Source organism: Streptomyces sp. NPDC055103 (assembly GCF_053607625.1).
The window spans coordinates 93,141-117,478 of sequence record NZ_JBSGTX010000016.1; the positions used below are offsets into that span (position 1 = coordinate 93,141).

19 protein-coding genes and 2 pseudogenes are annotated in these 24,338 nt (G+C 72.7%); 7 read left to right on the forward strand and 14 right to left on the reverse strand.

What is annotated here, in order from left to right; genetic code table 11:
* Positions 1–71: 71 nt before the first annotated feature.
* The gene (locus ACWFR1_RS13445) at positions 72–722 is read right to left on the reverse strand and encodes a choice-of-anchor M domain-containing protein (protein ID WP_453550087.1); all 651 of its coding nucleotides are present in this window, start codon (positions 720–722) and stop codon (positions 72–74) included.
* 184 nt (positions 723–906) lie between these two features.
* Here ACWFR1_RS13445 and rpmF point away from each other — a divergent pair, with 184 nt between their 5' ends.
* Together rpmF and ACWFR1_RS13455 are read left to right on the forward strand one after the other, a co-directional pair.
* Positions 907–1,077, forward strand: a complete 171-nt coding sequence (gene rpmF, locus ACWFR1_RS13450; protein ID WP_453550090.1) for a 50S ribosomal protein L32 — start codon at positions 907–909, stop codon at positions 1,075–1,077.
* 7 nt (positions 1,078–1,084) lie between these two features.
* Positions 1,085–2,266 carry a GTP-binding protein gene (locus tag ACWFR1_RS13455; protein WP_453550092.1) on the forward strand — a complete coding sequence of 394 codons (1,182 nt, stop codon included), beginning with the start codon at positions 1,085–1,087 and terminating at the stop codon, positions 2,264–2,266.
* Positions 2,267–2,360: 94 nt separating this feature from the next.
* Here ACWFR1_RS13455 and ACWFR1_RS13460 read toward each other — a convergent pair whose 3' ends face one another.
* From ACWFR1_RS13460 to ACWFR1_RS13475, 4 genes and pseudogenes are all read right to left on the reverse strand, one after another.
* Positions 2,361–3,860, reverse strand: coding sequence for an ABC transporter ATP-binding protein (locus ACWFR1_RS13460; protein ID WP_453550095.1), 1,500 nt, complete (start codon positions 3,858–3,860; stop codon positions 2,361–2,363).
* The gene (locus tag ACWFR1_RS13465) at positions 3,857–4,663 is read right to left on the reverse strand and encodes an ABC transporter permease (protein WP_453550098.1); all 807 of its coding nucleotides are present in this window, start codon (positions 4,661–4,663) and stop codon (positions 3,857–3,859) included. Before ACWFR1_RS13465 ends, ACWFR1_RS13460 begins: the two co-directional genes overlap by 4 nt.
* Positions 4,660–5,607 carry an ABC transporter permease gene (locus ACWFR1_RS13470; protein ID WP_453550100.1) on the reverse strand — a complete coding sequence of 316 codons (948 nt, stop codon included), beginning with the start codon at positions 5,605–5,607 and terminating at the stop codon, positions 4,660–4,662. Before ACWFR1_RS13470 ends, ACWFR1_RS13465 begins: the two co-directional genes overlap by 4 nt.
* A pseudogene (locus tag ACWFR1_RS13475) lies at positions 5,604–6,533 on the reverse strand (ABC transporter substrate-binding protein); the annotation flags it as partial. The pseudogene ACWFR1_RS13475 and the gene ACWFR1_RS13470, both read right to left, overlap by 4 nt.
* 315 nt (positions 6,534–6,848) lie before the next feature.
* On the opposite strand from ACWFR1_RS13475, the gene ACWFR1_RS13480 reads away from it, so the two are divergent.
* Positions 6,849–7,694, forward strand: a complete 846-nt coding sequence (locus ACWFR1_RS13480; RefSeq protein ID WP_453550103.1) for a VOC family protein — start codon at positions 6,849–6,851, stop codon at positions 7,692–7,694.
* Positions 7,695–7,816: 122 nt separating this feature from the next.
* Positions 7,817–8,200: pseudogene (gene grpE / locus ACWFR1_RS13485) on the forward strand (nucleotide exchange factor GrpE); the annotation flags it as partial.
* Positions 8,201–8,228: 28 nt separating this feature from the next.
* Here grpE and ACWFR1_RS13490 read toward each other — a convergent pair.
* The 8 genes from ACWFR1_RS13490 to ACWFR1_RS13525 all read right to left on the reverse strand — a co-directional run bounded on the left by ACWFR1_RS13490 (position 8,229) and on the right by ACWFR1_RS13525 (position 19,694).
* A complete protein-coding gene (locus tag ACWFR1_RS13490) occupies positions 8,229–8,546 on the reverse strand; it encodes a hypothetical protein (protein WP_453550105.1) in 318 nt (105 codons plus the stop codon).
* 144 nt (positions 8,547–8,690) lie between these two features.
* Positions 8,691–8,924, reverse strand: coding sequence for a Trm112 family protein (locus tag ACWFR1_RS13495; RefSeq protein WP_453550107.1), 234 nt, complete (start codon positions 8,922–8,924; stop codon positions 8,691–8,693).
* A complete protein-coding gene (locus tag ACWFR1_RS13500; RefSeq protein WP_453550109.1) occupies positions 8,921–9,826 on the reverse strand; it encodes a DMT family transporter in 906 nt (301 codons plus the stop codon). The genes ACWFR1_RS13495 and ACWFR1_RS13500 overlap by 4 nt, the downstream gene beginning before the upstream one ends.
* 3 nt (positions 9,827–9,829) lie before the next feature.
* Positions 9,830–10,540 carry a class I SAM-dependent methyltransferase gene (locus ACWFR1_RS13505; RefSeq protein ID WP_453550138.1) on the reverse strand — a complete coding sequence of 237 codons (711 nt, stop codon included), beginning with the start codon at positions 10,538–10,540 and terminating at the stop codon, positions 9,830–9,832.
* Positions 10,541–12,204: 1,664 nt separating this feature from the next.
* Positions 12,205–16,527, reverse strand: coding sequence for an alpha-(1->3)-arabinofuranosyltransferase domain-containing protein (locus ACWFR1_RS13510; protein ID WP_453550111.1), 4,323 nt, complete (start codon positions 16,525–16,527; stop codon positions 12,205–12,207).
* Positions 16,528–16,549: 22 nt separating this feature from the next.
* A complete protein-coding gene (locus tag ACWFR1_RS13515) occupies positions 16,550–17,299 on the reverse strand; it encodes a class I SAM-dependent methyltransferase (RefSeq protein WP_453550113.1) in 750 nt (249 codons plus the stop codon).
* Entirely contained in the window at positions 17,292–18,470 is a 1,179-nt protein-coding gene (locus ACWFR1_RS13520) for a glycosyltransferase family 4 protein (protein ID WP_453550115.1), read from the reverse strand. Before ACWFR1_RS13520 ends, ACWFR1_RS13515 begins: the two co-directional genes overlap by 8 nt.
* Positions 18,471–18,737: 267 nt before the next feature.
* Entirely contained in the window at positions 18,738–19,694 is a 957-nt protein-coding gene (locus ACWFR1_RS13525; protein WP_453550118.1) for a DUF3068 domain-containing protein, read from the reverse strand.
* A gap of 214 nt (positions 19,695–19,908) precedes the next feature.
* On the opposite strand from ACWFR1_RS13525, the gene ACWFR1_RS13530 reads away from it, so the two are divergent.
* Together ACWFR1_RS13530 and ACWFR1_RS13535 are read left to right on the forward strand one after the other, a co-directional pair.
* Entirely contained in the window at positions 19,909–20,115 is a 207-nt protein-coding gene (locus ACWFR1_RS13530) for a hypothetical protein (RefSeq protein WP_453550120.1), read from the forward strand.
* 86 nt (positions 20,116–20,201) lie between these two features.
* The gene (locus tag ACWFR1_RS13535) at positions 20,202–21,389 is read left to right on the forward strand and encodes a PucR family transcriptional regulator (protein ID WP_453550122.1); all 1,188 of its coding nucleotides are present in this window, start codon (positions 20,202–20,204) and stop codon (positions 21,387–21,389) included.
* A gap of 24 nt (positions 21,390–21,413) precedes the next feature.
* On the opposite strand, the gene ACWFR1_RS13540 is transcribed toward ACWFR1_RS13535, so the two are convergent.
* Positions 21,414–22,628, reverse strand: coding sequence for a trypsin-like serine peptidase (locus ACWFR1_RS13540; protein WP_453550124.1), 1,215 nt, complete (start codon positions 22,626–22,628; stop codon positions 21,414–21,416).
* Positions 22,629–22,888: 260 nt separating this feature from the next.
* Between ACWFR1_RS13540 and ACWFR1_RS13545 the strand changes: the two genes are divergently transcribed.
* A complete protein-coding gene (locus tag ACWFR1_RS13545; RefSeq protein WP_453550126.1) occupies positions 22,889–24,166 on the forward strand; it encodes an extracellular solute-binding protein in 1,278 nt (425 codons plus the stop codon).
* Positions 24,167–24,338: the final 172 nt, after the last annotated feature.

Genomic DNA, 24,338 nt, shown 5'->3' on the forward strand with positions numbered 1-24,338 from the left:
GGCCGCGCCGGGGGCGATTCGAACGGCGGGCACGGCCCGCCCCCGGCGCGGGGCTTGTGACGCGGGTCGGGTCAGCCGACCTGGAAGGTGTACGTCGCCGAGGTCGGGGCGACCGGCGTGCCGTTCGCCAGCGTGCCGCTCACCTGGAAGGTGGCGGTGTACGAACCGGCGTGGGTGAAGACCCAGTTGGCGTGGTCGTGCTCGGCGGCGACGACGTCCCTGGTGTTGGTGAGCGTCACGTCGCCGCTGTCGAAGTGGCGGTTGCTCTTCGGGCAGAGGCCGTTCTTGTAGACGGTGAGCTTGCCGGGACCGCTGACGGAGGTGAGTTTGACCTGGACCTTGTCGTTCTGGAAGACGCCGGTGCCGATGTGCTCACCGGAGATGCCGGGCCAGAGCAGGTTGGTGTTCTCGACCTGCGGCAGGCGGTAGACGGTGCCGCCCGCCGCGCCCAGGTGGCTGTAGCAGGTGCCGGTCGGCACGGTGTACGCGGACGCCGGCAGCGCACGGAGGGTGACGTCGGCGGGGTCGTACTCGACGTCCGGGGTCACGGACTCGTCGTGGACGTGGAGTTCGAGCGCACCGGCGGCGTACTCGACGTCGAGGACGTCGACGTGCCCCGCGGAGAGGGTGGTGCCGGTGGCGTGAGCGGCGGTGATGCCGCCGACGGCGATGGCCGCGGCCATGGAACCGGTGACGGTGAGAGTGCGCGTGAAGGCACGCAAAAGAAGCCCCCCTTGGGCAGTGGATTGAGCGTGTACGAACAAGCAAGACGATAATCATTTTCATGAAGGGGGCGCAAGCGACTCTGCGCGACGGACGGGAGGGATGCAATGCCGAATTGATAATGGGTCCCATTTTCATATACCGTGCGGGCACCGTCCTTCCTACCCATGCCAGGAGATCCTGATGGCCGTTCCCAAGCGGAAGATGTCCCGCAGCAACACCCGCCACCGCAGGGCCCGGTGGAAGGCCACGCCCCTTCAGCTGGTGCCGGTCACGGTCGACGGATCGGTGCACCAGGTGCCGCAGCGCCTGGTGAAGGCGTACGAGCGCGGCCTGATCCGCCCCGAGGGCTGAGCGGCTCATGACGACGCACGACCGACTGCCCGTGACCGTGCTGTCCGGGTTCCTCGGCGCGGGGAAGACCACGCTGCTCAACCACGTCCTCGGCAACCGCGAGGGCCTGCGGGTCGCGGTCATCGTCAACGACATGAGCGAGGTCAACATCGACGCCGCGCTCGTCCGCGGGGGCGGGGCCGCGCTGTCGCGCACCGAGGAACGCCTGGTCGAGATGACCAACGGCTGTATCTGCTGCACCCTGCGCGACGACCTCCTGGAGGAGGTCGACCGGCTCGCCCGCGAGGGCCGCTTCGACTACCTGCTCATCGAGTCGAGCGGCATCTCGGAGCCCCTGCCGGTCGCCGCCACGTTCTCCTTCCCCCGCGACGACGGAGCCACCCTCGGCGACCTCGCCCGACTCGACACCATGGTCACGGTCGTGGACGCCGCGAACTTCCTGCCCGAGCTCGCGGGCGGCGACGAGCTCGCCGCGCGCGGCCTCGCCCCGTACGAGGACGACGAGCGCACCGTCAGCGATCTCCTCATGGACCAGATCGAGTTCGCGGACGTCATCGTCCTCAACAAGCTCGACCTGGTCGGGCCGAGCCAGGCGGCACGACTGCGTGCCACCCTCGCCCGCCTCAACCCCGAGGCCCGGATCGTGCCCGCGGTACGGGGCCACGTGGCCCTCGAACAGGTCCTGGGCACCGGCCTGTTCGACGTCGAACGGGCGCAACAGGCCCCTGGCTGGGTCAAGGAACTCAACGGTGACCACGTCCCCGAGACCGAGGAGTACGGCATCTCCTCCCTGGTCTTCCGCTCCGGCCTTCCGTTCCACCCCGGCCGGCTGTGGACCTTCGTCACCAAGGGCCTCGACAGCGGCACCTTCGGCCACATCCTGCGGTCCAAGGGCTTCTTCCGGCTCGCCGGCCGCCCGCGCGTGACCGGTCTGTGGTCACAGGCCGGCGCGGTGGCCCGTTTCGAGCCCGCGGGCGCCCTCGGCCCGGACACCGCCCAAGGCCAGGAGCTGGTCTTCATCGGCACGGGACTGCGCGCCGAAGCGCTGCGGGCGGCCCTCGACGCCTGTCTGCTCGGCCCGGGCGAAGCCGTTCCCGCCGAGGACGACTTCCCGGCCTGGGAGACGTACGGCATCGACGACGCCTGCGAGCACGAGGCGCACGACCCGGCCGTCGGCGCGGTCGCCTGAGGCTCCGGGCGGACGGTGGTCGCAGCCACGGCATCGTCCGACCCGGTTCGTGTCCGGCCCGGTCCCCCGCGGGGGACCGGGCCGGAGTGCGTGCTCAGCCGTGCGGGCTCACCACCCGTGCTGTTCGTTCCGCGGCGTCGAGCAGTGCCCTGGTGACGGTGTGCCGCGGCATCCCCATCAGCTGACGGGCCGGACCCTCCTCGACCGTTCGCCCCGCGTCGAGGACCGCGATCCGGTCGGCGAGGTCGCCGGCGGCCACGAGATCGTGGGTGATGAACACCAGGGCGAGCCAGTCGCGATCCCTGAGCCGGGCGAGAGCGTCGAGGATGGTCCGCCGGGTGGCCGCGTCCAGGCCGGAGGTCACCTCGTCGCAGACGAGGACGTGCGGCCGGGCCAGCAGCGCCCGGGCGAGAGCCGCTCTCTGGAGCTCGCCGCCGGAGAGCGCGCCGGGGCGGCGCCCGGCGAGGTCCTCGGTCAGGCCGAACTCCCCGAGGGTACGAAGGGCCGCGGCGCGCGCGTCCTTCGGCGCGGCTCCCCGGAGCCGTACGGCGCTGCGGGCGACCTGGTCGAGGACGGGGCGGTGCTCGTCGAAGGCGGCCTTCGCGTCCTGGAAGACGTACTGGACGGCGGCCAGTTCGGCGCGGTCACGGGCGCGCAGACTGCGTGGCAGCGGCTTGCCGTCGAGCAGGACCGTGCCGCTGTAGAGGGAGTGCAGTCCGGCCAGACAGCGTCCGAGGGTGGTCTTGCCGCTGCCGGAGCGGCCGACGAGTGCCAGACACTCCCCCGTCGCGACCGATACGGCGATGCCGCTCAGCACCTCGGCCGCTCCGTGACGCGTGCGGTGCCGCGCGGTCAGGTGCCGCGTCTCCAGGCGGACGGGCCCGCGCACGCGGGGCGCGCGGGTGGTGCGGGGCCGGTCCGGTGCGGGGCCGTCGAGGACCGACAGGACCGGCCCGCGGTCCACGACCCGGCCGGCTCGCATCACCACGACCTCGTCGGCCAGCTCCCGTACGACGTCGAGGTCGTGGCTGAGCAGCACGACGGCGATCCCCTGCCGGGCCACCGCCGCCAGCTCGGCCACGACGCCCTGTCTGGTGAGGGCGTCCTGGCCGGTGGTGGGCTCGTCGGCGACGATGACGCGCGCGCCGAGCAGCAGCGCCTGCGCCAGGACGACCCGCTGCTGCTGGCCGCCGGACAGCTGGTGCGGATAGCGGCGCAGCACGGTCGCCGGATCCGGGATCCGGGCCAGGCGCAGCGCCTGCTCGACACGGTTCCGGCGGGCCCGCCGGTCGCCTCCCTGACGGGCGGCGATGTCGGCGAGCAGCGCTCCCACGCGTCGGGCGGGGTTGAGGACGGCCGCCGGGTGCTGCGGTACGTACCCGACGGGGCCCGCCGGTGTGCGGACCGCGCCGTCGATCACGGCGCCGTCCGGGTACGTGCCGAGGAGGGCGAGGCCGGTGGTGGTCTTGCCGCTGCCCGAGGGGCCGATGACAGCCGTGACCTTGCCGGCGTACGCGGCCAGGCTCACGCCCTCGACGATCGCGCGTCCGCCGATCTCCACGCGGAGGTCACGCACTTCGGCCACGGGATTCATCGCGCCGCTCCCTTCACACCGCGCCGCTGGAGGGCGGCGTCGAACAGCAGGTTGGTGCCCATCGACAGTGCCGCGATGAGCAGGGCGGGCACGACCACGGCCCAGGGCTGGAGGAACAGGCCCGCGCGGTCGCGGTCGACCATCACCGCCCAGTCGGCGGCGTCCGGCTGTACGCCCACGCCGAGGAAGGCGGCCGTGGCCACCAGGTACAGGGCGCCGGTGAGCCGGATCCCGGCGTCGGCGGCGAGGGTGCGGCGCATGGAGCGGGCGACGTAGCCGATCGCCGTGCGCCACCACGACTCGCCCTGCATGCGCAGGGCTTCCTCGGCGGGCCGCGAGGAGATCTCGACGGCCGCCGCGTGGACGACACGGGCCGCGTCGGGTACGGCGGCGAGGCCGACCAGGACCGTCAGTCCCACGGGGCCCGGAGTGAGGGTGGCGGCCACCAGGAGCACCAGCAGGAGGGAGGGGACGGCGATGACGACGTCCAGGGGACGCATCAGCGACTCCTCCAGCCAGGTGCGCCGGGTGAGGGCGGCCACGAGACCCAGGGGGACGGCGACGAGGTAGGAGAGCCCGGTGGCCGCGAGGGCCACGAGCACGACGGAACGGCCGCCGAGGAGCACCTGGCGCCAGACGTCGCGACCGCTGAAGTCCGTACCGAGCCAGTGCGTGGTTCCGGAGGCGAAGGAGACGGACCGGGGGCCGGCCTGGCCGGCAAGGAGCGGGCCCACGACGGCGAGCAGGAGGGGAAGGCCGATCAGCCCCAGGGCGAACAGGTACCTCGGTGGGACGTGTCTCATGCCGCCACCTCCGATCGGGGTGCGAAGCGCCGGGCGACGAGGTCGGCGGCGAGGTTGACCAGGACGGTGACGACGCCGAAGACGACCGCCATGCCCTGGACGACCGGGAGGTCGCGGGCCGCGACGGCGTCGATGAGCACGGTCCCCAGACCGGGGATCACGAACAGGGCCTCCACCACGATCACTCCGCTCAGCAACCAGTCGCAGGTGCGGGCCAGTTGCTGGGTCGCGGGGGCCAGGGCGTTGGGGAGGGCGTGGGTCCAGGTGACGCGGGCGGCGGAGATTCCGTAGCGGCGCGCCTGGGCGACGTACGGGGAGGCCGTCGCGTCGATCATCCCGGCGCGTACGAGCCGGCTGATGGTGCACACGGGCCGGGACAGCAGCACGACGACGGGCAGGATCAGGACGGCGGGATCGGTGAAGGGGTCGGTGCCGACGGCGGTGGGCGGCAGCCAGCCCAGCCAGAGACCGAAGAGGGTGGCGAGCAGGACCCCGACGGCGAACTCGGGCACGGCGTGCACCGCGAGGGTCAGCGCGCTGACGGCCCGGTCGAGCGGGCCGCCCTCGCGGCGGGCCGCCAGGACGCCGAGGCCCACGGAAAGCGGGACGAGGAGTGTGAGGGTGGCGGCGGCGAGCAGCAGGGTGGGGCCGAGTGCGGCGGTCAGGATGCCGGTGACGGGACGGCCGGTGACCAGGGAGGTACCGAGGTCACCGTGCGGCAGACCGGTCACCCAGTCGTGGAGGCGCTCGCCGGCCGGCCGGTCAAGACCCATGGCCGCGCGGATGCGGGCGATGCGCTCCGGGTCGGGCTGGTCCCCGGCGAGGGCGACGGCCGCGTCGCCGGGCAGGGCTTCGGTGAGGACGAAGACGAACAGGACGACGGCCGCCGTCTGCCCCAGACCGAGGAGCAGCCGGCGGCCGGCCCATGACAGGTGGGGTGTCACGCGAGCCAGATCTTGTCGAAGCGGGCCCAGTCGAGGGTGTTGGCGGGGGCCTGCTTCGACACCCCGTGCACCGTGGGCGTGGTGGCGACGATCCAGTCGGCGAAGCCCCAGATGAGGAAGCCGCCCTCGTCGTGCAGACGGCGCTGCATCCGCTCGTAGAGAGCGGCGCGCCGCTTCTCGTCGGGGGTGGACTGGGCCTGCTGGTACAGGTCGTCGAAGTCCTTGTGCTGCCACTTGGTGGCGTTGGTGGTGGAGCCGGTGAGCAGGCGCTGGGAGATGTGGGACTCGATGGGCATGGCGCCGGAGCGGTAGGAGGCGAACGTGCCGGAGGACAGGATGTCCTTCCAATAGGTGTCCTTGTCGCCGACCTTGACCTCGACGGTGACGCCGGCCTTGGCGGCCTGTTCCTTGAAGATGCCGGCGGCCTCGATGAAGCCGGTGGCGGCGGGGGCGGTGTCGAGGGTGACCCTGAGCCCTTCGGCGCCGGCCTCCTTGAGTAGCGCGCGGGCCTTGTCGAGGTCCTGGGTGCGCTGCGGCAGGCTGCTCGCGTAGTACTGGTAGCCCTTGCCGAAGAGGTCGTTGCCGATCTCGCCGGCGCCGGAGAGGGCGCCGTCGACGAGTTCCCCGCGGTCGGCGATGAGGAAGAAGGCCCGGCGGACCCGGGGGTCGTCGAACGGGGCCCGGTCGGTCTTCATGACGAAGCCCTGCATGGCGCTGCCGGGGAGCCGGATGACGTCGATCCGGCCCTTGCCCTCGTGGGTGCGGGCGGTGGCCGGGTTCAGTTCGTGGGCGTAGTCGACCTGGCCGGCGAGCAGGGCGCCGACCCGTGCCGACTCCTCGGCGGCGACGAGGAACTCCAGCTCGTCGAGGTGCGGGGCGCCGTCCCAGTAGGCGTCGTAGCGCTTGACGACGAGGGAGCTGCCGGGGGGAAGGCGGCGGCCTGACGCGGCGGCAGTCCGTCGGCCGGGTCGTACGTCCACCTGCCCCGGGAGCTGCTGGCCGTCGAGCTCGACGGACCGCTCGACCTGTACCGCGGCGCGGGACGCGACTGAACCGACCGCTGGCCGAGGTCCGCGGCCACGACACCCGACGCGACGGCCCCGGGCGTCGCGCGAGTGCCCGCGTCCGCGCATGGACCGGCACCCGGTGGGCAGGCGCCGACGGTGAGAGGAGGTCCGCGTCCGCCCGAGCGGCGGCCTCGGCGGCCTCCCAGGCAGGACACGTTCACGGAGGAGGAACCCATGGTCCTCGTGACGGCCGACCTGATCGGCGCGCCGTGCTGGCTCAGCCTGGCGGCGCGCGATCGGACCGCCGCGGAACGGTTCTACGGCTCGGTGCTGGGCTGGACGTTCCGCCGGGGCGCGCTGGGACAGGCGTTCTCCGTGGCCGAGGTGGACGGGGTGCCCGTGGCGGGCGTCGCCGCCGTGGCCGGCGAGTTCGCCGTGCCCGTCGCGTGGACCCCGTACTTCGCCGTCGACGACGCCGATGCCGCCGTGGGCCGGGTGCGCGAGCGCGGCGGCACGATCGGCGTCGGCCCCGTCGCCTATCCGCCACGCGGCCGTGCGGCCCTGGTCGCCGACCGCGAGGGCGCGACCTTCGGCATCTGGGAGGGGCGGGTCCTCTCCGACTGGCGCGTCGGCGACGGAGCGGCGCCCATGTGGCTGGAACTGCACACCCGGAACGCCTTCGACGCCGCCCTCTTCTACGGCGAGGTACTCGAATGGGCCGCCGCCGAAGGCACCGGCTGCTGCGACATCTCGTACGAGGAGGACCAGGTCGTCCTGCGCCGCGAGGGCGACGCGGTGGCCCGCCTCAACAGCGGCCCCGTCGAGGAAGCCGCCCCCCGGGCGCAGCTGCGCCCACGGTGGCTCGTCCACTTCAAGGTCCGCTCCCTGGGGGAAGCCACCGCGACGGCGGTCGAGAACGGCGGCACCCTGCTCCCGGCGGGAGCCTGGCCGGACGACGGCAGGCCGGTGGGCGGCAGGTCGGCGGACGGCGGACAGGCGGCCCTCCGGGACCCGGACGGCGCCCTGTTCACCCTCGACCAGTCGGTCACCGACCCATGGCCGAAGGGGACGTCACCATGACCCGGCCGAACACACCCGAGCCCGGGGACCGGCACCCCGACCGGGCAGACGCCCTGGAGGCCCAGCTCGCCGACCGCACCGCCGACCTGCGGCGGCTGCGGGCCTAGTACGAGGACTACCGCGAGCGGGTGCGGCTCGACCAGGCCGCCGTCGGCGAGATCGCCACCGCCAAGGTCCTCGACACGCTCCTGCCCGTACTCGACGCCCTCGACCGGGCCCGGGTCCTCGGCGAGGTCAGCGGTGGGCTGCGGACCGCGACGGAGGCACTGGAGGAACGGCTCGCGGACCTCGGTCTGGAGCGCGTGGGCACTCCGGGCGAGCCCTTCGACCTGATACGCCACGAGGCCGTCGACCACCAGATCTCCGACGACGTGGACGCACCGGTCTGCACGGCCGTCCTGCGCCCCGGCTATCAGGTGGGCACGAGGCTGCTCCGCCCCGCCCAGGTCTCGGTCACCGAACCCCCGGATCATGTGCCTCCGGAAGCGGCGGCTCACCGGGGCTGAACGGTTCACCCCCGACCGGAACCGCCCGTCACCCCAGATCGTCGCCGGCGAGGCGCAGCGCCAGTTCCTGGAGGATGCCGTCGGTGTGCGGCTCGGCGCCCGTCTCGTCGTAGGCGTCCGCGACCGCTTCGAAGGCCGTGATGAAGCCGTTGACCAGAGCACTCAGCGGCTCGGACAGCTGACCGAGCACGGACAGGCCGACCTCCTCGGGACTCCCCACGGCGGGAACCACGAACTGGCCGGGGATCACCTCGCCCAGCAGATCCGAGACGAAGGTCTCCGGGACACCGGCCCGCAGAGCCGTGAGAGCGGCGATGGCCTTGAGCTTGATCTCGTTCTCCGTCATGTTCCGAGGATCCCCGGTGGCGACCGCCCCGGCACACCCGGGACACGCCGGGCTCCCACGTCTGGGCGGCTGTCCGCGTCCCGGCGCGTGGTGCTGCGGTGCAGATCCACGCTTCCGCCGCCCCAGGGACCGATGATCCCGAGTTCACCTACCCGGCTGCGGGGAAGCCTCAGATGCCTCGTACTCACTCCCGACGCCGGAGTCCCCCGCGGCGGCGGGCACACCCGAGGAAGGGAGAAGCTGAGGAATGCCGTCGACGATCGGGTAGCTCCGGCGCAGACGCGGATTGTGGAGAGCGGCCCCGGTCTCGTCGAGGACCAGCGGCCCCTTGTCGAGCGGGCAGGCGAGAATCTTCAGCAGCGGGTTGTCGGGCTTCATGGCCGGGTTCCTTCGGAAGTGGGGGTGTTCGCTTCGTGTCGCGGCAGGGTGAGCAGGACCGTCAGGGCGAGCACGGTGCCGCCGAGACGCAGTAAGAGGCGCAACGGGTCGTCGGGCAGCGGCTCGTCGAACGCGATCGTGCCGCTCACGATGGAGAACACGCAGCTCACCGTCGAGCAGACCGGGACGATCAGCGACGCCCGGCAGCGCTGGAGGGCGGTCTGCGACAGGACCAGTCCGCTGACGCCTGTCAGCAGCAGGAGGTACGGGTAGGGGGAGGCGAGCAGCGCGGGCACGGAGCCCAGGAGGTCCGCGGTGTCCAGATGCCCGGAGACACCCTTGATCGCGAGCGAGCTGACGCCGTAGATCAGACCGACCGCGACCGCGTAGGCCACTCCGGTGGTCGGCTGCCGATGACGCCGGCGGGCGCGCCGCTCCGCGGCCGCGTACAGCGCGAGACCGGCCGCGAGGGTGGGCAGGCACAGTGCCAGCAGGATGCCGGTGGGAGCGGTACGGCTGATCTCCTCGACGGCCCCGTACAGCGAGGCCACCACCATCACGAGCGCCAGACCGATGACGGCCACCGCACGGCGCTCGCGGCCGGAGGGCCGCTCGCCGAGTACCACCGACGAGAGCACGAGCAGGAGGACGAGACCGGACAGGAACAGGCCCTGGGCTGCGGCGATCGGCAGGGTGCGGTAGACGGCCAGCTGCGCGGCGAACCCCAGGGCCAGCGCCATGGCCCCGCAGATCCACAGGGGTCGGCCGGCCAGCAGAAGGAGGGCCCGGCCCGGCTGTGCGGCACTCAGCCGCGGCATGCCGGCCAGCGCCCGCTTCTCCAGGACGAAGCCGGTGCTGTACAGGACGTTCGCCACCAGCGCGGCGACCACACCCCACACCACGGGTCACTCCCTTCTCGCGTGCACGAGGAGGATGGACGCGAGCGACGGCGCCCCGCAGGCCAGCCGGTCCAGCGGGCGGAGCGGGCGCGGGACTCCGTGGAACGGCGCACCGGCGACCTTCACCACCTCGAACCCGGACGCCGCCACGAACTCGCGCAACGCGCGCGCCGTGTAGAGCCGCAGATGGCCCACGACCTCGCGGCCCGGTCTGCCGTGGACGCGCCGCAGGCTCACCTCGGAGAACACCGGCTGGACTCCGGCGAGCAGCAGCGCGCGGTTGTACCAGGCGCCGAGGTTCGGAGTGGAGAGCATGAGGTGCCCGCCGGGTCGCAGGACCCTGCGCAGTTCGTCGAGGGCGCTGTCGGGGTCGACGAGGTGCTCGACGACCTCGCTGAACAGCACGGCGTCGGCACTGCCGGAGGCGAACGGCAGTCCGCTGCCGGTCAGCTCGCCGCGGACGACCTGGCTGAGGCGCGGGGCCGCCCGGCGCAGGGCGTCCTGTGACCAGTCGATCCCCACGACGCGGTGCCCGTCGAGTACGCGGGCGGCGATCGCGCCCGCCGAGCCGTCTCCGCAGCCCACGTCGAGCACGGTCGCGGCCGGCCGGCCGGGCCCCACCGGGCCGAGCGCGTCGGCCAGCATCCGGGCCTGCCGCAGGGTCCTGGCCTCACCGGACGCCACGGGAACGGTGGGGTTCTCGTAGAAGTCCCGCAGCCCGGGGGTGCGCGGGGACGGCGAAGTCGCCTCCGTGGCAGGTGACTTACCGGCTACGTCCGAGCCGGGGGCTGCCGCTTCGGTGGCTGCCGCTTCGGCTGAGGGGGCTGCCGCTTCGGTGGCTGCCGCTGCTTCTGGAGCCGGCGATTCGGCTGAGATGGTCATGACGGCCCTCTTGTGGTTGTCCTGGGTGGGGCGGGTACCCACCGGTGTCGTGTCCGGACGTGATCTGTCGTCCCCGGCCGGAGGGAGAGACGTCGTCGCCAGCGACTCCGCGAACAGGCCCGCCAGTTCCGCGCCCGCCGCGTCACCGAGCAGCGCCCGGGACCAGCGCAGCGTCACATGCAGCCGCCCGCCGGTGGAGGCCGCCGCCACGCTCAGCCCGCGCGGCATCCGCGCCGGGGCGGAGAACCACACGGCCGTCGCCCGGCCGGCGTCGCCGAAGTCCAGCGCGTACGGCACGCGTCCGAGGTTGGTGACGAGCGCCGTCGACGTCCAGGACGCCGCCGCCCGCCGTGCGCCCCGGGTGAGCACGCCCCGGACACCGACCGGCAACAGCGGTGCCGTCAGCAGACTCGCCCCGGCTCCCATAGGGGCGCCATGGGCCGACTTCAGCGCGCGGGTCCGCCGGGCGGTGCCGCGCAGCAGCCGGGCCACGGCCTCCGGGTCGGGCCGCTCGCCGAGCAGCAGCTCCGTGTCGCGCGGGTCCTCGGAGGTCATGGTCACCTCGACGAGCCGGGTTCCGTTGCCCATCGGCATCTCCGCGCCGCGCGGACGGTCGTCCACGGGCATCGTGAGCCGTACCGGACCGGCCGGCCGGCCTCGCGAGACGTTCCAGCGCCCCACCATCAGTGAGGTGGCGACGAGCAGTTGGTCGTTGACGGTCCAGTGCGGAAGGCCTCCGTTCCGCCCCGCGCGCCGCGGAACGGGCAGGTCCATCTGCACCATGCCGTTGCCCACGGCGCGGGCGCGCACCGGCCCGGGGCGGGAGTCCGGCGCGACCCGTACGGGCCGTTCCCGTACGGTGCGGCCGGTGGCGCCGGTCCCGCTCGGAGCCGAACCCGAGCGTCCCGGCCGTTTCCGCGCGGGCACCGGGAGGGCCGCCGTGCCGCCGTACTGTTCGGCGGCCGTGGCGAGCACCCGCAGCCCCGACCCGGCGTCGAGGGCCGTGTGATGCATCGTCAGTATCAGTACGGTTCCGCCCTCTTCGCCCTGGACGACGTCCAGGCGCATCGGCGGCGCCAGCGTGAGCGGCGGGCATTCCGTCAGGGCGCGGGACCTGGCCAGCGTCAAGGCGTCAGGTCCCGGACCTGGCCCCGAACCCGGATCTGGACCTGGACCTGGCCCCGGACCTGGCCCCGGCTCCACGAAGTTCACCGGATCGCTGTCCGGGCGGCCGGTCAGTTCCCACGCGAAGGACCGCCGGTGACGTCGGTGGGGTACTTCCCGTGCCAGCACCCTGGGGTGCGTCGGCAGGGCCCGCCGGAACGCGGCCCGGAGCCGTTCCGGGTCCGGGCGTCCGGGCAGATGGACCTCGATGTGGACGGTCTCCGGTTCGTCGTCGTCGAGGCAGTGCCGCGACACCTCGTCGACGGTCGGAAAGGGGATCCGGACCCCGCCGGGAGAGGGTGCGGTCCCCCTCCCGGCGGCGCTCCACAGTGGGGTCACGAGAGGCCACCGTCCTCGCCGGTGGTGCGCGGCCGGGCCGTGACCACCGGCCCGGCTTCCCGCGCGCCGGAGCCGTAGTCGCCCTCGTACCCGGCGCCGTGTTCCCACCCGCCGTCGCCTTCATGCCCGGCGCCGTCCTCCCACCCGCCGTCGCCTCCGTGCCCGGCGTCGTCCCCCCGTCCGGCGGCCGGGGACGTCGGCCTCACCGCCGTCACCAGCGCGGCGGACAGGGCCACCAGCGTGAGCGCCTGCGCCGGCCCGCTGAACGCGCCCGCCCCGTCGGCGACGGGATCCCCGGCACCCAGGGCCGCGACCAGACCGGCGCCGGCCATCGCCGCCGCCGCGGTCGGCACCAACACGGCCGGCCGGAACCGGGCCGCCACGGCGAGTACGGGCACGACCAGGGCCAGCGGGCCCGCCGCCACCGCGACGACCGCGGTCAGCGCCAGCGTGCCCAGGAGCATCCCCGGGGCCGCCGGCTCGGACAGCCTCTCGTCGGTACCGTCGTCGTCGCGCCGGCGGCCCACGAAGGCCAGGGCGGCAAGGACGACGAGCGCGAGCGCACCGCCGACCAGGGCTGTCCGGTACGGCCCGGAGGGCTCGAACTCCATGGTCACCGTGCCGGACGCGCCGGCCGGGATCACCCAGGCCTGCTGCCAGCCGTCGAGGCGTACCGGCTCGAGCTCCTCGCCGTCCAGGGTGGCCTTCCAGCCGTCGTTGGCGTTCTCGAAGGTCCGCAGGTAGGCGGCCTCGCCGGCGCCCGCCGACACCGTGACGGTCCGGCTGTCGTCGGTCCACCGGGTGACGGTGGCCTCACGGCCCTCGGCACCCGCGAGGGCCCGAGGGGTACCGCGGGTCAGCGTGACGTCGGTGATCGCCAGCGGGCCCGCGTCGGCCGCCTCCACCTCGTGGTCACCGGTCGGAAGCGCCAGGGTGCCGTCCTTCTCCTCGCCCGCGCAGAGGGCGACGGTGACGGGACGCCGCTCGGTGAGGTCCCTGACCAGTCCGGAGGCCTTCGTCTTGTGCAGGACACCGCCCACGGCGAGGTCCGGGCCCCCACCGCACGGCAGCGAGAAGCGCGCGGTCGCCTTCGGCCGCGGCACGCGCAGATCGGCCAGGGCGGGAACGTGTACCTCGCTCAGTCCGACGGGCAGCTGCAACTGCGCGTCCGCCACCGGGTTGTGGACGGTGAGCGGCGCGACCCGGGTGACGGTGATGTCGAGCCGGTTCGTCTCGATCCCCGGGAAGCGGACCCGCCCGTTCTCGTCCACGTCGGCCACCGCGGCGCCGTGCGGGGAGCTGATCATCACCTGCTCGGGCCGGGTGGACACCCCGCCCGCCGGTACGAGGATGATCTCGTCGATCTTCGTCATCGAGGGCCAGCTCAGGTGGACGACCGGCCGGTCGCCAGCGATCCAGGCGGTCGTCAGATCGCCGTCGACCAGGTTGCGGGCGCCGAGCGACGTGCCGGCGCGGCTGGTGGAGTCCACGGAGGCCGTCAGCCGGTTCTTCGGTCCGGGGGCCGAACGGTCGAGCAGTTCGTCCAGCGCGCCGCCGGGTACGGCGACGGCTCGCGCCGACACCCGGTACTCGCCCGGCTCTCCGGTGCTGAACCGCCGGTGCAGTCCGACCTCGGCCGACGCGGGCGCCAGGCCGCCCGCGTCGGTACCGCGGTGCAGGGAGTACACGGTCGCCGCCGCGTCGGTGCGCTGCGCGTCGGCGGGCAGCACCAGCATGCGCGTGACCCGCACGTCCGGGATCGACACCTCGGAGAAGCCGACGCCGGAGAGGCCGGGGCGCGCCTGCTGCGCGGCGAGGACGGTGATCTTCATCCAGGAGGCCTCGCCGGCGGGAGCCTTGACGGTCTGCGGCAGGCCGTTCGTCTTCAGGGGGCTGTCGGCCGAGCCGCGGTCGGTCTCGATCCGCACCTGTGTGGGCGCCGCGCGCAGGGCGTCGCCCGGCAGGGGTGTCAGCTGGAGGGAGGCCGGGATGTCGGTCGGCCCGGAGAAGTCCACGCGGAGCCACTGGCCGACCGGCTCGCCCGGGCTGCCCTCGGCCCACGCGGTGTCGGGGTCGCCGTCGAAGGCGTTCACCGGGTCGTACTGCGGCAGGTGGAAGAGCCAGTTGCCGCTGCTGGAGGCCGTCACGGCCTCGGCGCCGCGCAGCGCCGCCGTCGTCTGGTGGTCGGTGCCCTCCGACGGCAGGATCTGGTGGGGCTTCTCGCCCGGGTTCTGCAGGCTGCCGGAGTGATTGCGCTCGTCCGCGGTGTAGGTGTACGAGGTGTTGTTGTTGACCAGGCCGAAGCGGGTGTCGGCCCGGCGGAGCCCGTCCGCCACCGCGTTCACCGGTGCGACGACGCCCTTGGGGAGCTTGTCCCCGGCCAGGACGGCGGGCCGCCCGGCCATCGAGGGATCGGCGGACAGCTGGAGCAGCGCCTCGGGTCCGCCACTGACCACGGCCGTGTCGGCCACGGCCGCGACACCGACCCTGTCGGGCCGCCCGTCGTGGTTCCGCGGCTCGTAGATCTCGACGGCCTGGAGCCGCGGATAGAGCGCCTGCACCTGGAGCGGGGTGTCGGCGGCGATGCGTCCGCCGGTCACCAGCGGGCCGAATCCGGTGACCTTGCGGTAGCCGGACGACTCCAGGGTCCGCTTCACCGTCTGCGGCGGGACGTAGCCGATCTGGTCGGGGTCGAGGTCGTTGCGGACGACCACCTCGTGCATGCCGGCCCGTGCGAGGTACGCCCGCAGGCCGGGGACCTCGGCGCCGGACAGCAGCGCCTGCTCGACGGCGTCCGTCGTACGGCGTGCTCCGGGGGTGCCGAAGGGGACGAAGTCCCGCTGTGCCCAGGGGCTCTCGGCGAGCACGTCCAGCGGCTCGTCGATGGGGGAACCCCAGGTGTAGATGCCGTGCGCCGTCGCCGGGACGACCAGGGCCCGGCTGTGCGGGGCGTTGTCCTTGAGCCAGCCGGCGGCCTTCTCCCAGTGGGTGGGCAGCTTGGTGAACGCCCCGGGCTGGAGGATCGAGCCGTTGACGTACGGGAGGGCAAGACCGGGGAGTACCAGGACCGCCGCGGTCGCGGGCACCCAACGGCGGCCGCGGAGGGCGCGGGAACTTCTGCGCTCGGTCAGCTCGGCGGTCAGATGGGTCAGCCCGAGGACGAGCGCGAGGGCCAGTCCCGGCTGGAACTTGTATATGTTGCGGAAGGGCTTCAGCGGACCGTTCAGCCAGTCCTGGACGGCACCGTGGAAGGGACCGCCGAAGGCTCCGCCGTAGCCGGCGAGCGTGATCAGGACGACGGTCAGGACCGTCAGGAGGAGCCAGCGGCGCTCCGGCAGGTCCCGCCGGGCCAGGCCCGCGAGGCCGAGGGCCGCGGCGAGCGCCGAGCCGAGGACCGTGACGACGGAGGTCGCGACGGTCCAGCCGGCCGGCAGCCACGCCTCACCGAAGTGCAGATAGGCCACCCAGTTCCCGGCGCCGCGCAGCAGTTCGGTCGCGGACATGGTGGCGGTGGTGGTGTCGGCCTGCTCGACGTACGGCATGAAGTTCTCGCCGTACGCGCCGAGCAGGAGCAGCGGCACCACCCACCACACGGTGGCGAGGACGACGCCCGGTGTCCACCAGCCGAGGAGCGCGCGCCGGCGTCGACCGGGTGGACGGCTGAGGAGGTACAGACCCACGGGCAGCAGCGCGGCGAGCGTCGAGGCGGCGTTCACACCGCCCATGAAGGGGATCAGCAGCGCCGAACGGGCGGCGGCCTTCCGGGGGCTGTACGCCGCGGAGGTCAGCGGCAGCAGTACCCAGGGCAGCAGGGCGCCGGGCAGCGCGGCGGCGGAGGTCGAGCCGATGACGATCGTGAAGGTGGGCCACAGCGCGTAGGCGACGGCGCCGAGGACGCGGCTCGCGGGCGTCCCCACGCGCAGCCGCTCGGCGAGCCGGAGCGCGCCCCAGAAGGCGGCGGTCACGATGACCGAGAGCCAGAGCCGCTCGGCCAGCCAGACCGGGACCTGCAGGAGGTCCATGAGCGCGTAGTAAGGGAGTGCCGGGAAGGCGTAGCCGACGTACTGGTTGGCGATGCCGCCGAGGCCGACGTTCCCGTTCCACAGCGAACCGAGGTCGCCGAGGAAACGCCAGGGGTCGAGGGCGACGCCGAGTTTGGTCTCGAACGTCATCTTCCCGGGTGACACGGCGAGGAACGCCACCAGGACGGCGGCCCAGAAGCCGAACAGCAGGCGTCGTCCGCGCGGTTCGCCGGCCGTCTCCGACGGCGCCGGGCCGGGCTGCGGCACCCGGGTGGGTGCCTGGACCGTAGTGGTCATGACCGCTCCTCGCTTCGCGTGCTCATGGGCTTCGCCTGAGAATCAGCAGCAGATTCCAGGTGGCGATCTCGCGGAGTCCCGGCACCCGGGTGATCGTGCTCGCGAGGAACGGCCAGTAGCGTGATCGCGCCGTCACGACCCGCACGTCGTCGCGACCTCGGACATGCCGCAGGGTGGGACCGATGTGGACGGGGAAGAGGTTCTCCCCGAGGGTGTGCTTGGCCGGGCGGCCGGTGCGCCGTTCGTAGCGCGCGCGGGCCCGGTCGGCCCCGAGGTAGTGCCACGGCGCGGTCTCGTGACCTCCCCAGGGCGAGAGCCAGTTGGTGAACGACAGGTAGATCAGCCCGCCGGGGCGGGTGACCCGTGCCATCTCGCTGATGAACGTCTGCGGGTCCGCCACGTGCTCGAGGACGTTGGACGAGAAGCACACGTCGGCGGCGCCGTCGGCGAGCGGCAGCAGATACCCGTCGGCGAGGACCGCGTCCTCGGTGGTACGGCCGCGGGCGCCCAGCTCCCGCGGGTCGGGTTCGAAGAGGTAGCTGTGCGCGCCACGGCGGCGGAACTCCTCGGTGAAGTGGCCGCTGCCGCCACCGACGTCGACGACGATCTTGCCGGTCAGGTCGACATGGTGTGCCACCTGCGCGACCGAGTCGCGGGCCAGCAGGGTGTAGCACCGCTCGGGATCGCTGGGTTCGCGCAGGAACGCCCGGAAGAGGGCGGTCGATCGCCTCAGCGACGGATCCTTGAATCCGCGGTCGGTGATCTCAGCCACGGCCGCTCCCGTCGCGTCCCGGCCTCGCGGCGCGGGCCGCGGCCTCGGCGGCGACCGCCCGGAACTGGCGGACCGTCGCGCTCCAGCGGAAGCGTTCGGCGCGCTCGGCGGCGGCACGCCCCATGGCCGCGCGCCGGTCGGTACTGAGGGCCAGGGTGCACCACGCGGCGGCGAACGAGCTCTCTCCCCGGGCGAGCACCCCGGTCTTCCCGTCCTCGACGGAGTCGCACAGGCCGGGTATGTCGAAGCCGATCGCGGGGGTGGCCCGCGCGGCCGCCTCGGTGACGACAAGACCCCAGCCCTCGACGAGGGAGGGGTGCAGCAGCAGCCACGCCTCGCACATCAGCCGGTGCTTCTCGGCCTCCGACACCCGGCCGGCGAAGGTCACGGAGGGGCCGGCCATGGCTTCGAGGCGTTCCCGTTCGGGGCCGTCCCCGACGATGACGAGGCGGCCGCCGGTGACGGGGCGGACCCGCTCCCACAGGCGTAGCAGCAGGTCGATCCGCTTGTACTCCACCAGCCGGCCGACGGCCAGGAACAGCGGTTCCTTCGCCTCGGGCAGCAGGGGGCCGGGTTCCTCGACGCCGTTGTTGACGATCCGGATGCGGTCCGGGGCCACGCCGATGGCGCGCAGCTCGGCGGCGGTGGACTCGGAGACGGCCACCATCAGGTTGTCGCGATGGGTGCCTGCCAGGGCCCAGTGCTCCAGCCTGCGTCCGAGGCGTGCGGCCGGGCCCGGGTAACGCATCTGCCAGAGATCGGTGTGCACGTGGTTGACCAGGCACACCGTGGGTCCGCGGTGCCACAGCGGTGCCAGGTACGGCATGCCGTTGCACACTTCGACCAGCAGGTCGCAGTCGCCGACCTCGCGGGCGAAGGTCGCCCTGGCGCGAAGGAAGTGACGGGCGTCGCCTCCCGCGGAGACCACCCGGTAGTCCCGTGTGGCGGCGGGGCCGCCGCACACGAGCGTGACCTCATGGCCTCCGGCGGTCAGACCGTCGGCTATCCGGTCGATGAGCAGTTCTGAGCCCCCGGCGGCCTGGTTGGCCAGGTCACGGCGGGCGAGGAAGGTGATGCGGCGCGGGGTGGCGTGGCTGCCGGTGGGGGGCTGAGCGGGGACGGAACGGGAGTCCTTCTGGCCCGGGGCCAGAGCGGACGAGCGCTGGGGCATAGCGGTGCTCCAACTCGGCGGCTGCGGGTGGGATGCGTAGGGGGATACGCATGGGATACGCGTGAGGGTGTGCCGGGCTTCCGGGGATGAAGCGCTGGGCTGGCTCGTACGGGGTGCTGCGGGTACCGCGGCGACGGGCTGCCGGGGTGACAGCCGGTGAAGCGGAAACGTCGGCCTTACCGCGGGGTAACATCAGTCTTCGTTCAAGCATTCATTCCGGCTACTCACGCTGATGACAAGTTCGGGACTTTGGCCGGCCCCGTTTCCTCACACCGATGAGTGATCGCTCCGCCGGGGCCCGCGGATCAGCAGCACCGCGCCGGCGACGGCCGACAGGCCGCCCGCGATACCGCCCACGAGGGGCGCGGTCTCGCCGAGCAGCTTCAGCCGGGCGCTGTCCTCGGAGGCCAGCTCGACCTGCTCGCGCCGGGTCGCCTCCGTGAACTCCAGCCGCTCGCTGGACAGCAGGGTCACCGCGTCCTTCCGTGAACCGGGGGCCCGCAGCGTCTTCTTCGGCGCGATCAGCGCGTTCATGATCCGCCCCGTGCGCTGGTCCACCGTGAGCTCGATCCGCGCGTTGGAGTACCACTCCTCCGCCGCCACCTGACCCGGCTTCGTGCTGCCCACCAGCACAGCGGGCACCAGGCGGGTGCCGGTCGGGGTGGCCTTGACGCTGCCGACGAAGCGGTACCCCTCGCGCCCGTCGACCTTGGCGACCTCCTGGAACTCCAGCGGCACGGTGGCACCCAAGGTGCTGTCCCACCAGGAGTAGCCGCGCTTCTCGATGTCGAACGGGAACTTCAGGTAGGCCTCACCCTCGAACGCGGGCTTCTCGTCGCAGCAGCGCACCGGGAGGTTGGTCCGGCGGTCGGTCACCCAGCGCTCGGTGGTCCACTGGAGGGATTTCCGCGGGTCGCCCAGCGCGAGCGTCTTCGGCGAGTCGATCTGCGTCGACACGTCCCAGATCGCGTGTCCGCTGCGCTCGCCGCCCGCGACGTCCCCCAGCACCCGGCGGGTGATCGTGATCGTCCGGCCCTCCACCGTGGAGACGGACCCGGTGTCGAAGTAGCTGCCCTGACCGCTGAAGACCGTCGTGGAGTCCACATCGGTCGGCGTGCGCTTGGCGCGCGGCTCGACGTACCGGAGCAGCAGCTGCGTGAACACCAGCAGGAAGACTCCGACACCCAGCAGAATCAGGGACAAAGGTGATATTGAACGGCGCATACGGGTACTCCAATACGGGAGCGGCGTGCGGGAAGGCTCATGGGCCGTGCGGGAAGGAGGCGCACTCGTGGGGTGCAGCCTGTCCGGGACGAGAATGCGTACCCGGGAGTAACAGTCCTGTGGCGGCGAAATTAGGCGGCTCTTGACCACCTGTCAATGCGCCTCTCATACTGGCGACGCCGGACCGGGCCGGCGCGCTGGGTGACAGACCTCCATGACCGAGAGGCCGATCATCCCCATGACCAGACTGCTCGCCGCCTTCCTGACCTGCGCCGCCTCCGCCCTCCTGGCCGCAGGCGCCGCCTTCGGAATCGTCACCGCTCTCGACGCCACACCCGAGCAGCCGAATGTGCCGCTCGTCACGTTCCCCGAACCGCCCGCGGACGGCACGTCCGACACGGCCGGCTCCGGTGCGGGCTAGGCCGGGACATGCGACCCGCGGACCGAGCGCGTACGGACCGGACACCCAAGAGCGGTGTGGTGGAAGCGTCGTCAGCCTGGCACGACGTGCCAGGACAACGGATTCAGCAGTTCGCCGACCGCGCCCTGGAGCAGGTCCCCGAACTGGCCCAGGACATCCTCGCCGAGATCCGGCGCGAGTATCCGGGCCTGGTGTTCCTGCCCGACGAGTCCGGAGAGCCGAAGGCCCTGGTGGCGATCCGGCACGCCCTCGAACTCTTCGTGGAACAGATGACCACGGGGTCGGACCGGCCGCGCGCCCTCCCGGAGCTGTTCCGGGACTTCGGGCGCGGCGAGGTCTCCCAGGGGCGCAGCCTGGACTCCTTGCAGGGGATCTACCGGCTGGGCGTCCGCCTCTCCTGGCGGCGCATGGCGGAGGTCGGCCAGCAGGCCGACATCCCGCCTTCGGCCATGTACGAACTCGCCGAGTCGGCGTTCGAGTACCTGGACGGCATGGTGGCCCAGTCGGTACGCGGCTACGCCGAGGCCGTCGCCCGCAAGGCCGGGGAGCGACTGCGCCTGCAACGGCTGCTCGTCGATCTCCTGCTCACCGAGCACCGCTCGGACCCGACCGCCCTGCTCGCCGACCGCGCGGCGGACCTGAGCTGGCAGCTGCCCGGGAAGGTGGCCGTGGCGGTACTGCTCCGGCCCGCCGAGGAGGCCGTCGCCCCTGCCGTGGGCGACGAGATCCTGCTCGACATGGAGGGCGCGCAGCCGCGCCTGGTCGTACCGGACCCGGACGCCCCGGGGCGCGCGGAGCTGCTGGACCGGGCGGTGGCCGGCTGGTCCGGGGCGATCGGCCCGTCGGTTCCCCTGGCCGAGGCCGCCACGTCACTGCGCTGGGCGGAGGCCGCCGTCGGGATGATCGAGCGGGGTCTGCTGCCGCGCGGCCGGCTCCTTCCCTGCGGCGAGCACGTCGAGGCCCTGGTACTGCTGCCCGCGGGTGAGCTGATCGACGATCTGGCGCGACGGCGGCTGGCACAGCTGGACGAGTCCGGCGGCCCGGCCCACGCCCAACGGCTCGCCGAGACACTGCTGGCCTGGCTGGAGACGCGGGGCGGGGCCCCGGAGGTGGCGGCCCGGCTCGGAGTGCACCCGCAGACCGTGCGCTACCGGCTGAGGCAGCTCCGTGAGCTGTGGGGCGACGACCTGGACGACCCGGACCGCCGCTTCGAGCTGGAGCTGGCGCTCCGTACCCGGCGGCTGCGCGGAGATCTCACCCCACCGCCTGGCTGACCCCGGCGCGGTGCCGGCGCACGGTCAGGCCCCGGGGGTGACGGACTGGGCCGTCTCGAAGGTCGCCTTCTCCTGGTCGCCGAAGTTCGTCCCCGCCATGTAGGGGCTGGGGGCGCGCGACTCGGCCTCGGCGATCGCGTCGAGGCCGCCGGTGCTGGACTGGGCGAAGTGCGAGGTGACGCCCACCAGGACGCCCTCCCCCGTGGCCGGGTCGAAGTCCTTGAACCAGGGGCCGCCGCTGGCGCCGGGGCTGAGCTGGGTCTTCATCAGGTCGCTGTTGGTGTCCCACCACCATTCCCGGTTGATCCAGGACGGGCCCTGGCTGAACAGCAGGGAGCGTCCGTCGTAGACGCGCTGCTGGTCGGCGGGGACGTTGTTGACGTTCGGAGAGCCGTTGATCACCGCCGCGCCCGTGTTGGAGAAGTTGGGGCCGCTGTAGCTCTTGAAGTTGACGGTTGGGTAACCGAAGTTGGTGCGCGGCGTGGTGCGGGCCGGGTTGAAGCCGATCGACTGGCCGCCGCCCACGACGTCTTCGATCGGGCGGTCGTCCGCCGGGTTGTCGACGACCATGGCGGCCATGTCGTTGTTGTTGAAGTGGTTGGCCTGGCCCGCCCAGCCCTCGGTCCACCAGGCGCGGGTGACCGCCCACACGCCGTAGGGGGCGACGTCGGGGCCGATCGCCGGTCCGCTGTTCAGGTCGGTCCCGGGGGCGACGCGCGGCAGGTTCTCGCCCCGGAAGTCGGGGATGAACAGCACGTTCGTGGCGATCTGGTTCAGGTCCAGCGGAGCGTTCAGGCCCCAGTTGACGCGCAGGCAGTGGGCCGCGGTGACCACGACGCTCTTGTTCTGGCTCCTGACCACCGTGGCGGTGCAGGCCGAGAGGGCATCGGTCGTGCCCGTGCCGTCGGCGTTGCGCATCCGCATCACCAGCTTGCCCGTCGTACGGGCGACCTTCCCGCCGCCGGCCCAGGGCCGGGCGGTGTCGTCCCATCCGGCGGCCGGTGCGACGGCCTCGGACCCGTCGCCGTTGAGCGACGCGGCCGACAGCCGGTTCAGGTTCCAGTACGCGACCTGCTGCCGGAGCACCGTCCCGTAGTCGGCGCCGAGCGGAACGAGGCGGAGTTCGGCGGGCCCGGCGGCCTGCGCGGCCGGGGCGCTGCCCAGGGCGGTGGCGGTGAACGCGGCGACCGTGACGGCCAGAACGGATATCCGCCGGCGGGTCAACTGACGTCTCCTCATGGCGTACTCCTCAGTAGTCTTTGCTGCCGAACCGACGGTAACAGCCGGAGCCGATCTCCATCAGGACAGGTTTCAGGACACGTCGGATGCGGGCGCGGGGTTTCTACGCGCGTCGAAGCGGCTGCGGCATATCGGAAGACACCAGGCCGGATCCTCTCGCTTGGAGCTATGGCCACAACCTGCGCCAGGAGGCGCAATTCAGCCCCGGGACGGGAGAGAATTTCGGCCGCACTGTCCAAAAAGATCCAGAGGAAAGTCCCATGCGACGCAGACTCTCCGGCATGACCACCTCCGTGGCGGCGCTCGGACTACTGGGCTCCCTCGTCACCGGCTGCGGCTCGTCCGGTGGCGACCCGACGACGTTGCGCCTGGTGGCACCCGAGTACGGCGCAGGCCCCGCGACCTCCTCCAAGGCGTACTGGGACAAGCTGAGCACCGCCTTCACCGCCGCCCACCCCGGCATGAAGGTCCAGGTGACGCTCTACCCGTGGGCCGACATCGACAACGAGGTCACCCGCATGGTCAAGGAGAACGACGCCCCGGACGTGGCTCTGATGGGTGCCTACTCCGACTTCGCCGCGCAGGGCCGCCTCCACGCCGCCAGCGAGGTGATGTCGGTCAGAACGGAGGCGAACTTCCTGCGGCCCCTCGCGGAGGCCGGCTCGGTGGACGGCGACCTCTACGGCCTGCCCTTCGTAGCCAGCAGCCGGCTGCTCTTCTACAACGAAGAGCTGTTCGACACGGCGGGCGCGAAGCCGCCGAAGACCTGGTCGGAGCTGAAGGACGCGGCCAAGGCGCTGAAGGAGGAGGGCGTGCTCTACCCGTACGCCCTGCCGCTCGGCCCCGAGGAGGCGCACGCCGAGGCCCTGATCTGGGAACTGAGCAACGGCGGCGGATACACCGACACCAGCGGCAGTTACAGCATCGCGTCCGAGCAGAACGCGCAAACATTCCGCTGGATCAAGGACAACCTCGTCGTGCCGGCCCTCACCGGCCCCGTCCCGCCGGCCGAGCTCAACCGGCAGGACGCCTTCGCCGCCTTCCTGCGCGGCGATGTCGGCATGGTCAACGGCTATCCCTCGCTCCTTCACGAGGCGAGGGCGAAGGGCATGAAGGTCGGCACCCTGCGCATGCCGGTGTCGGACACCCTGGACGAGCGGGAGACCCCGCCGGCGGCGGGCGTCGCCGACTGGATGATGGCTTTCAAGCACGACGGCAACCGCGAACTGGTGGGCTCGTTCCTGAACTTCGTCTACGAGGACAAGAACATCATTGAGTTCGCCGGTCGTTACCACCTTCTGCCGTCGACGGTGTCCGCCACCGAGGCGTCCCGGTACGCCGCGGCGGACCCCAGCGCCGAGCAGTTCCTCACCGCGCTGCGCACCGCGCAGCTCTACCCGGTCAACGACCCGTCCTGGCTGCAGGTCAGCAACACCATCAAGCGGAACATCGGCAAGGCCGTCGCACCCTCCGCCGACCCGAGGGCCGTCCTGGATCACCTCGCCCAGCAAGTCCGGGACGTGACGCAGCAGAGGTAGCGGTCGGCGACCGGGCACGCCGAGGTACGGCATACGCAGCGCGCGGTGGGGGGGGGCGGCGGGCGGGGGTGCCGCGGGCCCGCCCCTCGGCGCGATCACCGTCGCCTCGCTCCCGGAGGCGTACCGGCGCCGGGCCTGCCTGCCCGAGATGCCCGGCGCCGCGACCCTGATG

What these genes read in the sequence shown, in the direction of transcription:
- ACWFR1_RS13455 (WP_453550092.1), top strand. Translation starts at nt 1,085, where the DNA reads ATGACGACGCACGACCGACTGCCCGTGACCGTGCTGTCCGGGTTCCTC.
- rpmF (WP_453550090.1), top strand. Translation starts at nt 907, where the DNA reads ATGGCCGTTCCCAAGCGGAAGATGTCCCGCAGCAACACCCGCCACCGC.
- ACWFR1_RS13545 (WP_453550126.1), top strand. Translation starts at nt 22,889, where the DNA reads ATGCGACGCAGACTCTCCGGCATGACCACCTCCGTGGCGGCGCTCGGA.
- ACWFR1_RS13520 (WP_453550115.1), bottom strand. Translation starts at nt 18,470, where the DNA reads ATGCCCCAGCGCTCGTCCGCTCTGGCCCCGGGCCAGAAGGACTCCCGT.
- ACWFR1_RS13490 (WP_453550105.1), bottom strand. Translation starts at nt 8,546, where the DNA reads ATGACGGAGAACGAGATCAAGCTCAAGGCCATCGCCGCTCTCACGGCT.
- ACWFR1_RS13465 (WP_453550098.1), bottom strand. Translation starts at nt 4,663, where the DNA reads ATGAGACACGTCCCACCGAGGTACCTGTTCGCCCTGGGGCTGATCGGC.
- ACWFR1_RS13460 (WP_453550095.1), bottom strand. Translation starts at nt 3,860, where the DNA reads ATGAATCCCGTGGCCGAAGTGCGTGACCTCCGCGTGGAGATCGGCGGA.
- ACWFR1_RS13480 (WP_453550103.1), top strand. Translation starts at nt 6,849, where the DNA reads ATGGTCCTCGTGACGGCCGACCTGATCGGCGCGCCGTGCTGGCTCAGC.
- ACWFR1_RS13525 (WP_453550118.1), bottom strand. Translation starts at nt 19,694, where the DNA reads ATGCGCCGTTCAATATCACCTTTGTCCCTGATTCTGCTGGGTGTCGGA.
- ACWFR1_RS13495 (WP_453550107.1), bottom strand. Translation starts at nt 8,924, where the DNA reads ATGAAGCCCGACAACCCGCTGCTGAAGATTCTCGCCTGCCCGCTCGAC.
- ACWFR1_RS13510 (WP_453550111.1), bottom strand. Translation starts at nt 16,527, where the DNA reads ATGACCACTACGGTCCAGGCACCCACCCGGGTGCCGCAGCCCGGCCCG.
- ACWFR1_RS13540 (WP_453550124.1), bottom strand. Translation starts at nt 22,628, where the DNA reads ATGAGGAGACGTCAGTTGACCCGCCGGCGGATATCCGTTCTGGCCGTC.
- ACWFR1_RS13530 (WP_453550120.1), top strand. Translation starts at nt 19,909, where the DNA reads ATGACCGAGAGGCCGATCATCCCCATGACCAGACTGCTCGCCGCCTTC.